The organism is Herbiconiux ginsengi, assembly GCF_900107435.1.
Classification (GTDB): Bacteria; Actinomycetota; Actinomycetes; order Actinomycetales; family Microbacteriaceae; genus Herbiconiux; species Herbiconiux ginsengi.
Genome location: NZ_FNPZ01000001.1, coordinates 222,546 through 236,331, shown reverse-complemented (window position 1 = coordinate 236,331; position 13,786 = coordinate 222,546). Strand labels below are relative to the sequence as shown.

Sequence of the window (13,786 nt, the reverse complement as noted above, 5' to 3'; positions counted from 1 at the left end):
TTCGGAGGATATCCGTGGCACAGGACGTGCTCACCGACCTGAACAAGGTCCGCAACATCGGCATCATGGCGCACATCGATGCCGGCAAGACCACCACCACCGAGCGCATCCTGTTCTACACGGGCATCACCCACAAGATCGGTGAGGTGCACGACGGCGCCGCCACGATGGACTGGATGGCGCAGGAGCAGGAGCGTGGCATCACGATCACCTCTGCTGCGACGACCTGTTTCTGGAACAAGAACCAGATCAACATCATCGACACCCCCGGTCACGTCGACTTCACCGTCGAGGTGGAGCGTTCGCTCCGCGTGCTCGACGGCGCGGTCGCCGTCTTCGACGGCAAGGAGGGCGTCGAGCCCCAGTCCGAGACCGTGTGGCGTCAGGCCGACAAGTACAACGTGCCGCGCATCTGTTTCGTCAACAAGATGGACAAGCTCGGTGCCGACTTCTACTTCACGGTCGACACGATCATCAACCGCCTGGGCGCCAAGCCCCTCGTGATCCAGCTCCCCATCGGTGCTGAGTCGAGCTTCGAGGGTGTCGTCGACCTGGTCGAGATGCGTGCGCTGACCTGGCGCGGCGACTCCAAGGGTGACGTCGCGATGGGTGCGAAGTACGAGATCGAGGAGATCCCGGCCGACCTCAAGGAGAAGGCCGACGAGTATCGTCAGGTGCTCCTGGAGACCGTCGCCGAGACCGACGACGCGCTGCTCGAGAAGTTCTTCGGCGGTGAGGAGCTCACGGTCGCCGAGATCAAGGGCGCCATCCGCAAGCTCACCGTCAACAGCGAGATCTACCCCGTGCTGTGCGGCTCCGCGTTCAAGAACCGCGGTGTGCAGCCGATGCTGGATGCCGTGGTCGACTACCTGCCGAGCCCGCTCGACGTGCCGGCGACCGAGGGCCACGACATCCGTGACGAAGAGGTCGTCGTGGAGCGTCACCCCGACCCGAAGGACCCGTTCGCGGCCCTCGCGTTCAAGGTCGCGGTTCACCCCTTCTTCGGTCGTCTGACCTACATCCGCGTGTACTCGGGTCACCTCGACTCCGGCGGCCAGGTCATGAACTCGACCAAGGGCAAGAAGGAGCGCATCGGCAAGATCTTCCAGATGCACTCCAACAAGGAGAACCCGGTCGACTCGGTCACCGCCGGCCACATCTACGCGGTCATCGGCCTGAAGGACACCACCACCGGTGACACCCTGTCCGACCCGTCGAACCAGGTCGTCCTCGAGTCGATGACGTTCCCGGAGCCGGTCATCGAGGTCGCGATCGAGCCGAAGACGAAGGCCGACCAGGAGAAGCTGGGTGTCGCCATCCAGAAGCTCGCTGAAGAAGACCCGACCTTCCGCACCGAGCAGAACCAGGAGACCGGTCAGACGGTCATCAAGGGAATGGGCGAGCTCCACCTCGACATCCTGGTCGACCGCATGAAGCGCGAGTTCAACGTCGAGGCGAACGTCGGCAAGCCGCAGGTGGCCTACCGCGAGACGATCCGCAAGGCCGTCGAGCGTCACGACTACACCCACAAGAAGCAGACCGGTGGCTCCGGCCAGTTCGCGAAGATCCAGATCGCGATCGAGCCTCTCGAGGTCACGGCCGACAAGACGTACGAGTTCGAGAACAAGGTCACGGGTGGCCGCGTTCCGCGCGAGTACATCCCCTCGGTCGACGCCGGAATCCAGGATGCGCTGCAGGTCGGCGTGCTCGCGGGTTACCCGATGGTCGGCGTCAAGGCGACACTGCTCGACGGTGCCTCGCACGATGTCGACTCCTCGGAGATGGCGTTCAAGATCGCCGGTTCGATGGCGTTCAAGGAAGCGGCCCGCAAGGCCAGCCCCGTTCTCCTCGAGCCGCTGATGGCCGTCGAGGTGCGCACCCCCGAGGAGTACATGGGCGACGTCATCGGCGACCTGAACTCCCGTCGTGGGCAGATCCAGTCGATGGAAGACGCCCAGGGCGTCAAGGTCGTCCGTGCACACGTCCCGCTGTCGGAGATGTTCGGCTACATCGGTGACCTGAGGTCGAAGACCTCGGGCCGCGCGGTGTACTCGATGGCCTTCGAAAGCTACGCCGAGGTCCCGAAGGCTGTGGCCGACGAGATCATTCAGAAGAACAAGGGCGAGTAGCACCCGAGTTCTGCGGGCCTCGTAGGTTCGCGTAAAATATCAACAAACCCCCGCCTGATTCCGGATGCAATCCAGCACCCGTGACTCCGGCATGAGAGTCCTGAGGAGGACCTAGTGGCTAAGGCCAAGTTCGAGCGGACCAAGCCGCACGTCAACATCGGAACGATCGGTCACGTTGACCACGGTAAGACCACTCTTACCGCGGCCATCTCGAAGGTCCTGGCGGACAAGTTCCCGTCGGCGACCAACGTTCAGCGCGACTTCGCGTCGATCGACTCCGCTCCTGAGGAGCGCCAGCGCGGCATCACGATCAACATCTCGCACGTCGAGTACGAGACGCCCAAGCGTCACTACGCTCACGTCGACGCCCCTGGTCACGCCGACTACATCAAGAACATGATCACCGGTGCTGCTCAGATGGACGGCGCGATCCTCGTGGTCGCCGCCACCGACGGCCCGATGGCTCAGACCCGTGAGCACGTTCTGCTCGCCAAGCAGGTCGGCGTCCCCTACCTGCTCGTCGCGCTGAACAAGGCCGACATGGTCGACGACGAGGAGATCCTGGAGCTCGTCGAGCTCGAGGTGCGCGAGCTGCTCGCGAGCCAGAACTTCGATGGCGACAACGCCCCCGTCGTTCGCGTCTCCGGCCTCAAGGCCCTCGAGGGTGACGAGAAGTGGACCCAGTCCATCCTCGACCTCATGGACGCTGTGGACGAGTCGATCCCCGACCCGATCCGCGACAAGGACAAGCCGTTCCTCATGCCGATCGAGGACGTCTTCACGATCACCGGTCGTGGAACCGTCGTCACCGGCCGCGCCGAGCGCGGAACCCTCGCCATCAACTCCGAGGTCGAGATCGTCGGCATCCGCCCGACGCAGAAGACCACGGTCACCGGTATCGAGATGTTCCACAAGCAGCTCGACGAGGCCTGGGCCGGCGAGAACTGTGGTCTGCTCCTCCGCGGCACCAAGCGCGAAGACGTGGAGCGCGGTCAGGTCGTCGTGAAGCCGGGTTCGGTCACGCCGCACACCGACTTCGAGGGCACCGCGTACATCCTGTCGAAGGACGAGGGTGGCCGTCACAACCCGTTCTACACGAACTACCGTCCGCAGTTCTACTTCCGCACCACCGACGTCACCGGCGTCATCACGCTGCCCGAGGGCACCGAGATGGTCATGCCCGGCGACACCACTGACATCTCGGTCGCGCTGATCCAGCCGATCGCGATGGAAGAGGGTCTCGGCTTCGCGATCCGTGAGGGTGGCCGCACCGTCGGTGCCGGTACCGTCACGAAGATCAACAAGTAGTCTCCAGCACCACACGCACAGGGTCGGGCCTTCGGGCCCGGCCCTTTCGCGTTTCCGGGAGATCGGCCACAATGGGGCTCGTGCGCCTCGGTAGGTCGGGGCCGGATCGAAGGAGATCGAAATGGGACTGGACGACATCACGAAGAAAGCCCAGGAATTCCTGTCGGACGACAAGGTGCAGGAGGCGCTGAAGAGCGAGCAGGCCGAAGACATCAGCGACAAGGTGCTCGACGGCGTCGCCGACACCGTGAACAAGGTCACCGGGGGCAAGTTCGGCGAACAGGTCGAAGGTGCGCGTGCCGCCGCCGACAAGGCGGTCGGCACCGAATAGGTATTGAATGATGGGATGCCTCGCCTCCGACGCTCAGATTCTTCGGGACGGGGCATCCGTCGTTTCCGCTCGGGCACAGGTTTCACCTACCGTGACGACGACGGCACCACCATCGCCGACCCCGAGCTGCGGGCCCGGTTCGAGCACCTCGCCATTCCGCCGGCGTGGACGGATGTCTGGATCGCGCCCTATGCGAACGGCCACATCCAGGCCACCGGCGTCGACGCCGCAGGTCGCCGACAGTACATCTACCACCCCACCTGGCGTGAGCAGAAGGACCGCATCAAGTACGCCCGCGCTCTCGCCCTCGCCGAGTCGCTGCCCGCCGCCCGCCGCCTGGTGACCCTCGACCTGCGCAAAGAGGGATACCCCCAGGAGCGCGCGCTGGCCGCCGGCTTCCGGATGCTCGACACCGGCTCCCTGCGGGTCGGCAATGAGCGCTACGCCCAGCAGCACGGCAGCTACGGCCTCACGAGCCTGCTCTGCGAGCACGCCACCGTCTCGGGTGACGTCGTCAAGCTGGAGTTCCCTGCCAAGAGCGGGGAGGAGTGGGAGTCGGAGATCCTGGACGCCGACCTGGCTTCGGTGGTGCGGAGCCTCAAACGTCGCGGCGCCCAGGCCCGCCTGCTCGCCTGGAAGTCGGGGCGCACCTGGCATCCGGTCGACCCGCAGGAGATCAACGAGTACGTGCGCGAACGCACGGGCGGCGAGTTCACGGCGAAGGACTTCCGCACCCTGCACGGCACCCTCGCGGCCGCGGTGAGCCTCGCCCGCCACGGCCCGGAGGAGAAGAAGACCGCGCGGGCGCGGGCGCTCACCCAGGCGATGCGCGACGCATCCGTCGTTCTCGGCAACACCCCGGCGATCGCGAAGAAGAGCTACGTCGATCCCCGCATCGTCGACCACTATTCGGCGGGGGAGACGATCGACCCCACGCGCCTGGGGTCGGCCGAGAGCGAGCTGCGGGCGCTGTTGTTCGCCTGATCCGATCCACTTTTCGCACGTGAAGTCAAGGGTTGTGTTCTCGGTGCAAAGGCGCAGAATGGGGGCAATCGTTCTTACGGGAGGCTCGCCGCCAGATGCTGCGAACAGAGCTTGGCCGAGAGTGGCCAGCGCGATTGAGACGACTGGGCTCCGGGCGCTCCCGTAAGAACGGCTCTCGCCCAGAACGTCTCTCGTTCGACATACCGTCGAAACCTGTCGGGCATAGCGTGGAGTCGTGTTCACCAAGTCCGATCCCGCAGCGCCCGAGGGCTTCTTCGAGGCCGAGGCGGCCGGTCTCGCCTGGCTCGCGGCGAGCGGCGGGGCACCGTGTGTGACTGTGCATGCGGTTCGGCCCGACGGGATCGAGCTCGAAGAACTGCGCAGTGCTCGGCCGAGTCGGGAGGCCGCGCGGCGGTTCGGCGAGCTGCTCGCGGTGACGCACCGGGCGGGGGCGGATGCGTTTGGTTCGCCGCCCGACGGCTGGCCGGGTCCCTGCTACATCGGCCGCCGGGAGATGGCGGTGGGGGAGTGGGAGAGCTGGAGCGAGTTCTACCCCCAGCAGCGCGTGCGGCCGTACGCCGAACAAGCCGTGGCGCGCGGCAACCTCTCGGCCGACGGATTCCAGACCGTGGTGCGGGCCTGCGAGCTCATCCGTTCCGGCATCTTCGACGACGGTGAGGCGCCGGCCCGGCTGCACGGCGATCTCTGGTCGGGCAACGTCCTGTGGACCCCGACGGGCGTGGTGCTGATCGACCCGGCCGCGCACGGCGGCCATCGGGAGACCGATCTCGCCATGCTCGTGCTCTTCGGAGCGCCGTTCCTCGACGACATCCTGACCGCCTACGACCAGGTCGCGCCGCTCGCGCCGGGGTGGCATTCGCGGGTGCCGCTGCACCAGTTGTTCCCGCTCGCCGTGCACGCCGTCGGCCACGGCCCGTCCTACGGGGCGGAGCTGGAGAGGGCGGCGCGGGCCGTGCTGGAACTCGGTTCGGGATCGGCGTCCTGATGCGCGACACGCCCGGGTTGCAAGTGGGCCCCGGATGTGGCAAACTCGTCTAGTTCAACATTTCGGGCTGCCACTGGTGTGCCTGGATCACTGTCTTGGCAGTGCATAGTCCTCGAGACTAGGCCGCAGACAGCAGAACAGAGCTTAATCGCAACCCTCCCTTCCCTTAGGTGAAGTGTGTGTGTGCGCGGCTTGATAGCAAAACAGTGGGCGTCCAATGCAGTCGAGGCTGTATGACGCGAGACAGAGAGAGAGTCAGCAAATGGCGGGACAGAAGATCCGCATTCGACTGAAGTCGTATGACCATGAGGTCATCGACACCTCGGCGCGCAAGATCGTCGACACGGTCACCCGTGCAGGAGCAACCGTCGTCGGCCCCGTGCCGCTTCCGACGGAGAAGAACGTGATCGCAGTCATCCGTTCGCCCCACAAGTACAAGGACAGCCGCGAGCACTTCGAGATGCGCACGCACAAGCGCCTCATCGACATCATCGACCCGACGCCGAAGGCAGTCGACTCGCTCATGCGTCTCGACCTCCCCGCCGACGTCAACATCGAGATCAAGCTCTGAGCGGGAAGGAACCAGTAAACACTCATGGCTACCACCGCTAAGACTTCCAAAGGCCTGCTCGGCAAGAAGCTCGGCATGACCCAGGTGTGGGACGAGAACAACCGTCTCATCCCCGTCACCGTCGTCGAGGTCTCCCCGAACGTCGTCACCCAGATCCGCACCCCCGAGAAGGACGGCTACTCGGCCGTTCAGATCGCCGGCGGCCAGATCGACCCGCGCAAGGTGAACAAGCCGGCCACCGGTCACTTCGACGCCGCAGGGGTCACCCCGCGCCGCCACATCACCGAGATCCGCACCGCGGATGCCGCGGACTACACCATCGGCCAGGAGCTCACCGCAGACAGCGTCTTCGAAGCCGGCCAGAAGGTCGACGTCGTGGGCACCTCCAAGGGCAAGGGCTTCGCCGGTGTGATGAAGCGCCACAACTTCAAGGGTGTCTCGTCGTCGCACGGTTCGCACCGCAACCACCGCAAGCCCGGCTCGATCGGTGCGTCGTCGACGCCCAGCCGAGTCTTCAAGGGCATGCGCATGGCCGGCCGTATGGGTGGCGAGCGCGTCACCGTGCTCAACCTGGTCATCCACTCGGTCGACGCCGAGAAGGGCCTGCTGCTGGTCAAGGGCGCCGTTCCCGGTGCCAAGGGCCGCCTCGTTTTCGTTCGCAACGCAGTGAAGGGGGCGTAGTCCATGGCTACCGCAACTAACACGCTCGATGTCCTCGACGTCACCGGCAAGAAGTCCGGCACCGTCGAGCTGCCCGCCGAGATCTTCGACGTGCAGACCAACATCCCGCTCATCCACCAGGTCGTCGTCGCTCAGCTCGCCGCCGCCCGCCAGGGAACCCACAAGACCAAGCGTCGTGGTGAGGTCTCCGGCGCCGGCCGTAAGCCGTTCAAGCAGAAGGGAACCGGTCGCGCTCGTCAGGGCTCGATCCGCGCCCCTCAGATGACCGGCGGTGGCATCGTCCACGGACCGGTGCCCCGCAGCTACGCGCAGCGCACCCCCAAGAAGATGATCGCCGCTGCACTGCTCGGCGCACTCTCCGACCGCGCTCGCGGCGGCCGTGTGCACGTGGTCGAGTCGCTCTCGCAGGGTGAGACCCCGTCGACCAAGGCCGTGAACGAGTTCCTCGCCACCGTCGCGTCGTCCAAGCACGTGCTGATCGTGCTGGAGCGCACCGACGAGCTGAGCCTCAAGAGCGTCCGCAACATCCCGACCGTTCACGTGCTGCCTGCAGACCAGCTGAACGCCTACGACGTCCTCGTCTCCGACGACATCGTCTTCACCAAGGGTTCCTTTGACGGCTTCGTCGCCTCGAAGACCAAGAAGGAAGAGGTTTCCGCATGAGCAACGCCGCGTTCAACAAGGACCCGCGCGACATCATCCTGTCTCCCGTCGTCTCCGAGAAGAGCTACGGCCTGATCGACCAGGGCAAGTACACCTTCGTGGTCGACCCCCGCTCGAACAAGACCGAGATCAAGCTCGCCATCGAGAAGATCTTCGGTGTTCAGGTCGCGTCGATCAACACGCTGAACCGCACGGGCAAGACCCGTCGCACCAAGTTCGGCCAGGGCAAGCGCAAGGACACCAAGCGCGCGATCGTGACGCTCAAGTCCGGTTCCATCGACATCTTCACGGCCGTCGGCTAGGCGCGGAAGCTAGAGGAAAAGACACATGGCTATTCGTAAGTACAAGCCCACGACTCCGGGCCGTCGCGGTTCGTCCGTCGCGGACTTCGCAGAGATCACCCGTTCGACTCCTGAGAAGTCGCTGCTCCGCCCGCTCTCCAAGACCGGCGGCCGCAACAACCAGGGTCGTATCACGACGCGTCACATCGGTGGTGGCCACAAGCGCCAGTACCGCGTGATCGACTTCCGTCGCAACGACAAAGACGGAGTGAACGCGAAGGTCGCTCACATCGAGTACGACCCCAACCGCACCGCACGCATCGCGCTGCTCCACTTCGTGGACGGTACGAAGCGCTACATCCTCGCTCCGAACAAGCTCGCCCAGGGCGACATCGTCGAGTCGGGTGCGGGCGCGGACATCAAGCCCGGCAACAACCTGCCGCTGCGCAACATCCCCACCGGTACCGTCATCCACGCGATCGAGCTGAAGCCGGGCGGCGGCGCCAAGATGGCCCGCTCCGCCGGCGCTTCGGTTCGACTCGTCGCGAAGGACGGCCCCTACGCGCAGCTCCGTCTGCCGTCGGGCGAGATCCGCAACGTGGATGCGCGCTGCCGCGCCACGATCGGCGAGGTCGGCAACGCCGAGCAGTCGAACATCAACTGGGGCAAGGCCGGCCGCAACCGCTGGAAGGGCATCCGCCCGACCGTCCGTGGTGTCGCGATGAACCCGGTCGACCACCCGCACGGTGGTGGTGAGGGCAAGACGTCCGGTGGACGTCACCCCGTCAGCCCGTGGGGTCAGGCCGAAGGCCGCACCCGTCACCCCAACAAGGAAAGCGACAAGCTCATCGTTCGTCGTCGGACCGTCGGCAAGAAGCGTAAGTAGGAGTTGTAGAAGATGCCACGCAGTCTCAAGAAGGGCCCCTTCGTTGACGACCACCTGTACCGCAAGGTCGTCACCCAGAACGAAGCCGGCTCCAAGAACGTCATCAAGACCTGGTCGCGCCGCTCGATGATCATCCCCGCGTTCCTCGGGCACACGATCGCCGTGCACGACGGCCGCAAGCACATCCCGGTGTTCATCACCGAGACCATGGTGGGTCACAAGCTGGGCGAATTCGCCCCGACCCGCACCTTCCGTGGACACGTGAAGGACGACAAGAAGGGCCGTCGCCGCTAACCGCGGTGACGTGAAGGAGGAAGAGAAATGGTGGAGTCGATCGCACGCGTGCGTCACATCCGCGTCACCCCCCAGAAGGCCCGTCGTGTCGTCAACCTGATCCGTGGACGCCAGGCCGTCGAAGCATTGGCCATCCTGAAGTTCGCCCCGCAGGGCGCTTCGGAGCCCGTGTACAAGCTGGTCGCCTCGGCGATCGCGAACGCGCGGGTCAAGGCGGACGCCTCGAACAGCTACCTCGACGAGCAGGACCTGTTCATCGCGAAGGCATTCGTCGATGAGGGCACCACGCTCAAGCGCTTCCAGCCTCGTGCACAGGGTCGCGCGTTCCGCATCAACAAGCGCACCAGCCACATCACGATCGTGCTGGCGACCCCTGACGAGGCCTCGGCCATCGAAGGCGCGAGCAAGAAGGCGAGCAAGTAATGGGCCAGAAAGTCAATCCGTACGGCTTCCGCCTCGGAATCACCACCGACCACGTGTCGCGCTGGTTCTCCGACAGCACGAAGAAGGGTCAGCGCTACAGCGACTATGTCGCCGAAGACGTGAAGATCCGCAACCTGCTGAAGACGTCCCTCGACCGCGCCGGAGTGGCGCGCATCGAGATCGAGCGAACCCGTGACCGCGTCCGCGTCGACATCCACACCGCCCGTCCGGGCATCGTGATCGGTCGTCGTGGCGCCGAGGCCGAGCGCATCCGCTCCGACCTCGAGAAGCTCACCGGCAAGCAGATCCAGCTGAACATCCTCGAGGTGAAGAACCCCGAGGCCGAGGCTCAGCTGGTGGCTCAGGGCATCGCCGAGCAGCTCACCGCTCGTGTGGCGTTCCGCCGCGCGATGCGCAAGGGCCTGCAGGGCGCTCAGCGCGCCGGCGCCAAGGGCGTCCGCATCCAGGTCTCCGGCCGCCTCGGCGGTGCGGAGATGAGCCGCTCGGAGTTCTACCGTGAAGGTCGCGTTCCGCTGCACACCCTCCGCGCCAACATCGACTACGGCTTCTACGAGGCCAAGACGACGTTCGGCCGCATCGGTGTGAAGGTCTGGATCTACAAGGGCGACATCACCAACAAGGAGCTCGCCCGCGAGCAGGCCAACCAGAAGTCGACGCGCCCCGAGCGCGGCGACCGTGACCGTCCGCGCCGTAACGCCGCCCCCAAGGCGGACGCTCCGGTCGCAGCAGGAGTTGAGGCGTAACCATGCTTATCCCCCGTAGAGTCAAGCACCGTAAGCAGCACCACCCGGGTCGCAGTGGCCACGCCACCGGCGGCACGAAGGTGAGCTTCGGCGAGTACGGCATCCAGGCCATCACCCCCGCGTACGTGACCAACCGTCAGATCGAGTCCGCTCGTATCGCGATGACCCGTCACATCAAGCGTGGTGGAAAGGTGTGGATCAACATCTACCCCGACCGTCCGCTCACGAAGAAGCCGGCCGAAACCCGCATGGGTTCCGGTAAGGGTTCGCCCGAGTGGTGGGTCGCGAACGTCAAGCCGGGTCGCGTGCTGTTCGAGCTGAGCGGGGTCAACGAGACCGTCGCTCGCGAGGCACTGACCCGTGCAATCCACAAGCTGCCCCTTAAGGCACGCATCATCAAGCGCGAGGAGGGCGACGCGTAATGGCGATCGGTTCCAAGGAGCTCGCCCCGGCGGAGCTCGACACGTTCGAAGATTCTCGACTTCTCGAGGAGCTTCGCAAGGCCAAGGAAGAGCTGTTCAACCTGCGTTTCCAGTCGGCCACCGGCCAGCTCGAGAGCCACGGCCGTCTTCGCGCCGTGAAGCGCGACATCTCCCGCATCTACACGATCATTCGTGAGCGAGAGCTGGGCATCCGTGCGACGCCCGCCCCCGTCGAGGCCCCGGCCAAGGCGACCAAGAAGAGCAGCAAGAAGGCGACCGAGGCACCCGCTGCCGACGCCGCCGCTGAGTCTGACAAGGCTGCAGAGACTGAGGAGGCCAAGTAATGGCTAAGACCGAAGAGAAGGTCGTAGCGACGGGCCACGAGTCGGCTTCGCACGACGTCAAAGACGCGGAGGCCCGCGGCTACCGCAAGGCCCGCCGTGGCTACGTGACCAGCGACAAGATGGACAAGACCATCGTCGTCGAGGTCGAGGACCGCGTGAAGCACCCGCTGTACGGCAAGGTCATCCGCCGCACCTCCAAGGTGAAGGCGCACGACGAGACCAACAGCGCCGGCATCGGCGACCTCGTTCTCATCAACGAGACCCGTCCCCTCAGTTCGACCAAGCGCTGGCGTCTGGTCGAGATCCTCGAGAAGGCCAAGTAGGCCTCGGCTTACTTAGTTCAGGAAGAGTAGAAGAATGCTTCAGCAAGAATCACGAGTGAAGGTCGCCGACAACACCGGCGCCAAGGAGCTCCTGACGATTCGTGTTCTCGGTGGATCCGGCCGTCGTTACGCGGGACTCGGCGATGTCATCGTCGCGACCGTGAAAGACGCCATCCCCGGCGGCAACGTCAAGAAGGGCGATGTGGTCAAGGCCGTCATCGTCCGCACCGTCAAGTCGACCCGTCGCTCGGACGGCTCGTACATCAAGTTCGACGAGAACGCCGCAGTGATCCTGAAGAACGACGGAGACCCCCGTGGTACCCGCATCTTCGGACCGGTCGGCCGTGAGCTCCGTGACAAGAAGTTCATGAAGATCATCTCGTTGGCACCGGAGGTTATCTAGTCATGGCGAACATCAAGAAGGGTGACCTGGTTCAGGTCATCTCCGGCCCCAGCCAGGCCCGCGGCGGAGACCGCGGCAAGCAGGGCCGTGTCATCGAGGTGCAGGTCGAGAAAGACCGCGTCGTCGTCGAGGGCGTGAACTTCGTCACGAAGCACGTGCGCGTCGGCCAGACCCAGCGCGGCACCAAGACCGGCGGCATCGAGACCATGGAGGCGCCGATCCACGTGTCGAACGTGGCTCTCGTCGACCCCGAGACCAAGAAGCCGACTCGCGTCGGCCACCGCAACGAAGAAGTCACGAAGGACGGCGTCACCAAGACGGTCCGCGTTCGTTACGCGAAGAAGTCAGGTAAGGACCTCTGATGAGCACCGACACTGCCGCGCCCGCTGGCAAAATCCAGCCGCGCCTGAAGCAGAAGTACCAGAACGAGATCTCGGCTCAGCTGAAGAAGGACTTCGGTTTCACGAACGTGCACCAGGTGCCCGGGCTCGTGAAGATCGTCGTGAACACCGGTGTCGGTGAAGCGGCCCGCGATGGCAAGATCATCGACGGCGCCGTCAAGGACCTCACCGCGATCACCGGTCAGAAGCCGCAGGTCACGAAGGCTCGCAAGTCGATCGCGCAGTTCAAGCTGCGCGAGGGCCAGCCCATCGGCGCCCACGTCACGCTCCGTGGCGACCGCGCCTGGGAGTTCCTCGACCGCCTGCTCTCGCTCGCGCTTCCCCGCATCCGCGACTTCCGTGGCCTTTCGGACAAGCAGTTCGACGGCCGCGGTAACTACACCTTCGGTCTCCAGGAGCAGTCCGTGTTCCACGAGATCGACCAGGACAAGATCGACCGCGTGCGTGGTTTCGACATCACCGTCGTCACCACCGCGAAGACCGACGACGAGGGTCGTGCGCTGCTCAAGGCGCTCGGGTTCCCCTTCAAGTCGGACGACAGCTCCACCAACTAGCACCACTCACCCACGACGACCACAGGTCGGCATCCTCGTAAAGGGTGTCGAAACCAGGCGCGAAAGGCACCACATCATGACAATGACAGATCCGGTCGCAGACATGCTGACCAGACTGCGCAACGCGAACTCGGCGCACCACGACACCGTGTCGATGCCGCATTCCAAGCTCAAGTCGCACATTGCCGACATCCTGAAGTCCGAGGGCTACATCTCGGGCTGGGAGGTCACCGACGCGAAGGTCGGCCAGACCCTGACGCTGAGCCTCAAGTTCGGCCCGAACCGCGAGCGTTCGATCGCGGGCATCAAGCGCGTCTCGAAGCCCGGTCTCCGCGTCTACGCGAAGTCCACCGAGATCCCGACGGTCCTCGGAGGCCTCGGCGTCGCCATCCTGTCCACCTCCTCGGGTCTGCTGACAGACCGCCAGGCGAGCAAGAAGGGCGTGGGTGGGGAAGTCCTCGCCTACGTGTGGTAACCGACAATGTCACGAATCGGACGTCTTCCCATCGACATCCCTGCCGGCGTCACCGTCACCATCGACGGCCAGGACGTCGCAGTCAAGGGCCCCAAGGGTGAGCTCGCGCTCACCATCAAGGCCCCGATCGCCGCTTCGGTCGAGGAGAACCAGATCCTGGTCACCCGTCCGGACGACGAGCGCGAGTCGCGCTCGCTGCACGGCCTCACCCGTACGCTCATCGCGAACCAGATCATCGGCGTGACCACCGGCTACTCCAAGAGCCTCGAGGTCGTCGGCACCGGTTACCGCGTTGCGGCCAAGGGCTCGGGCGTGGAGTTCGCGCTCGGCTATTCGCACCCCATCTCGGTCGAACCGCCTGTGGGCATCACGTTCACCGTCGAGGGCAACAACAAGCTCACGGTCAACGGAATCGACAAGCAGGCCGTCGGTGAGGTTGCCGCCAACATTCGCAAGCTGCGCAAGCCCGAGCCCTACAAGGGCAAGGGTGTGCGTTACGCCGGCGAGGTCGTTCGCCGCAAGGCCGGAAAGAGTGGTAAGTAG

The 13,786-nt window shown here is 65.0% G+C and carries 21 protein-coding genes; all 21 read left to right on the top strand.

The genetic code is table 11. The features are described from left to right. The first annotated feature begins 14 nt into the window (after positions 1-14). The 21 genes from fusA (at position 15) to rplF (ending at position 13,786) form a co-directional block, all read left to right on the top strand. Positions 15-2,129, top strand: a complete 2,115-nt coding sequence (gene fusA / locus BLW00_RS01165) for an elongation factor G (RefSeq protein ID WP_092548004.1) — start codon at positions 15-17, stop codon at positions 2,127-2,129. 114 nt (positions 2,130-2,243) lie between these two features. Then, positions 2,244-3,437 carry an elongation factor Tu gene (gene tuf / locus BLW00_RS01160; protein WP_092548001.1) on the top strand — a complete coding sequence of 398 codons (1,194 nt, stop codon included), beginning with the start codon at positions 2,244-2,246 and terminating at the stop codon, positions 3,435-3,437. Positions 3,438-3,558: 121 nt separating this feature from the next. Beyond that, entirely contained in the window at positions 3,559-3,768 is a 210-nt protein-coding gene (locus BLW00_RS01155; RefSeq protein WP_092547998.1) for an Rv0909 family putative TA system antitoxin, read from the top strand. A 15-nt stretch (positions 3,769-3,783) separates the two neighbouring features. Next, positions 3,784-4,752: a DNA topoisomerase IB gene (locus BLW00_RS01150; RefSeq protein ID WP_092547996.1), complete on the top strand. Its 969-nt coding sequence runs from the start codon at positions 3,784-3,786 to the stop codon at positions 4,750-4,752. 235 nt (positions 4,753-4,987) lie between these two features. Beyond that, positions 4,988-5,758, top strand: a complete 771-nt coding sequence (locus tag BLW00_RS01145; RefSeq protein WP_092547993.1) for a fructosamine kinase family protein — start codon at positions 4,988-4,990, stop codon at positions 5,756-5,758. 262 nt (positions 5,759-6,020) lie between these two features. Next, entirely contained in the window at positions 6,021-6,329 is a 309-nt protein-coding gene (gene rpsJ, locus BLW00_RS01140) for a 30S ribosomal protein S10 (RefSeq protein ID WP_092547990.1), read from the top strand. 24 nt (positions 6,330-6,353) lie between these two features. Beyond that, positions 6,354-7,010 (top strand): 50S ribosomal protein L3, encoded by a 657-nt coding sequence (rplC, locus tag BLW00_RS01135; RefSeq protein WP_092547986.1) that lies wholly within the window; start codon positions 6,354-6,356, stop codon positions 7,008-7,010. 3 nt (positions 7,011-7,013) lie between these two features. Further along, positions 7,014-7,673, top strand: coding sequence for a 50S ribosomal protein L4 (rplD, locus tag BLW00_RS01130; protein ID WP_092547984.1), 660 nt, complete (start codon positions 7,014-7,016; stop codon positions 7,671-7,673). Beyond that, complete coding sequence (gene rplW, locus BLW00_RS01125) at positions 7,670-7,975, top strand: 50S ribosomal protein L23 (RefSeq protein WP_092547981.1); 306 nt, start codon at positions 7,670-7,672, stop codon at positions 7,973-7,975. The genes rplD and rplW overlap by 4 nt, the downstream gene beginning before the upstream one ends. Before the next feature lie 25 nt (positions 7,976-8,000). Next, complete coding sequence (rplB, locus tag BLW00_RS01120; protein WP_092547978.1) at positions 8,001-8,840, top strand: 50S ribosomal protein L2; 840 nt, start codon at positions 8,001-8,003, stop codon at positions 8,838-8,840. A 12-nt stretch (positions 8,841-8,852) separates the two neighbouring features. After that, positions 8,853-9,134 (top strand): 30S ribosomal protein S19, encoded by a 282-nt coding sequence (gene rpsS, locus BLW00_RS01115; protein WP_022897962.1) that lies wholly within the window; start codon positions 8,853-8,855, stop codon positions 9,132-9,134. 27 nt (positions 9,135-9,161) lie between these two features. Continuing rightward, positions 9,162-9,557, top strand: coding sequence for a 50S ribosomal protein L22 (rplV, locus tag BLW00_RS01110; RefSeq protein ID WP_092547975.1), 396 nt, complete (start codon positions 9,162-9,164; stop codon positions 9,555-9,557). Beyond that, complete coding sequence (gene rpsC, locus BLW00_RS01105) at positions 9,557-10,321, top strand: 30S ribosomal protein S3 (RefSeq protein ID WP_092547972.1); 765 nt, start codon at positions 9,557-9,559, stop codon at positions 10,319-10,321. The genes rplV and rpsC overlap by 1 nt, the downstream gene beginning before the upstream one ends. A 2-nt stretch (positions 10,322-10,323) precedes the next feature. Beyond that, complete coding sequence (gene rplP, locus BLW00_RS01100; RefSeq protein WP_092547969.1) at positions 10,324-10,743, top strand: 50S ribosomal protein L16; 420 nt, start codon at positions 10,324-10,326, stop codon at positions 10,741-10,743. Continuing rightward, positions 10,743-11,087, top strand: a complete 345-nt coding sequence (gene rpmC, locus BLW00_RS01095; protein WP_092547966.1) for a 50S ribosomal protein L29 — start codon at positions 10,743-10,745, stop codon at positions 11,085-11,087. Before rplP ends, rpmC begins: the two co-directional genes overlap by 1 nt. After that, entirely contained in the window at positions 11,087-11,410 is a 324-nt protein-coding gene (gene rpsQ / locus BLW00_RS01090; protein ID WP_092547963.1) for a 30S ribosomal protein S17, read from the top strand. Before rpmC ends, rpsQ begins: the two co-directional genes overlap by 1 nt. A 34-nt stretch (positions 11,411-11,444) precedes the next feature. Continuing rightward, positions 11,445-11,813, top strand: a complete 369-nt coding sequence (gene rplN / locus BLW00_RS01085; RefSeq protein ID WP_066041167.1) for a 50S ribosomal protein L14 — start codon at positions 11,445-11,447, stop codon at positions 11,811-11,813. A gap of 2 nt (positions 11,814-11,815) precedes the next feature. Continuing rightward, positions 11,816-12,175 carry a 50S ribosomal protein L24 gene (rplX, locus tag BLW00_RS01080; RefSeq protein WP_092547960.1) on the top strand — a complete coding sequence of 120 codons (360 nt, stop codon included), beginning with the start codon at positions 11,816-11,818 and terminating at the stop codon, positions 12,173-12,175. Continuing rightward, complete coding sequence (gene rplE / locus BLW00_RS01075) at positions 12,175-12,768, top strand: 50S ribosomal protein L5 (RefSeq protein ID WP_092547957.1); 594 nt, start codon at positions 12,175-12,177, stop codon at positions 12,766-12,768. Before rplX ends, rplE begins: the two co-directional genes overlap by 1 nt. 76 nt (positions 12,769-12,844) lie before the next feature. Next, on the top strand, positions 12,845-13,243 hold the full coding sequence (gene rpsH / locus BLW00_RS01070) for a 30S ribosomal protein S8 (protein ID WP_092547954.1): 399 nt from the start codon (positions 12,845-12,847) through the stop codon (positions 13,241-13,243). A gap of 6 nt (positions 13,244-13,249) precedes the next feature. Continuing rightward, entirely contained in the window at positions 13,250-13,786 is a 537-nt protein-coding gene (gene rplF / locus BLW00_RS01065; RefSeq protein ID WP_092547951.1) for a 50S ribosomal protein L6, read from the top strand.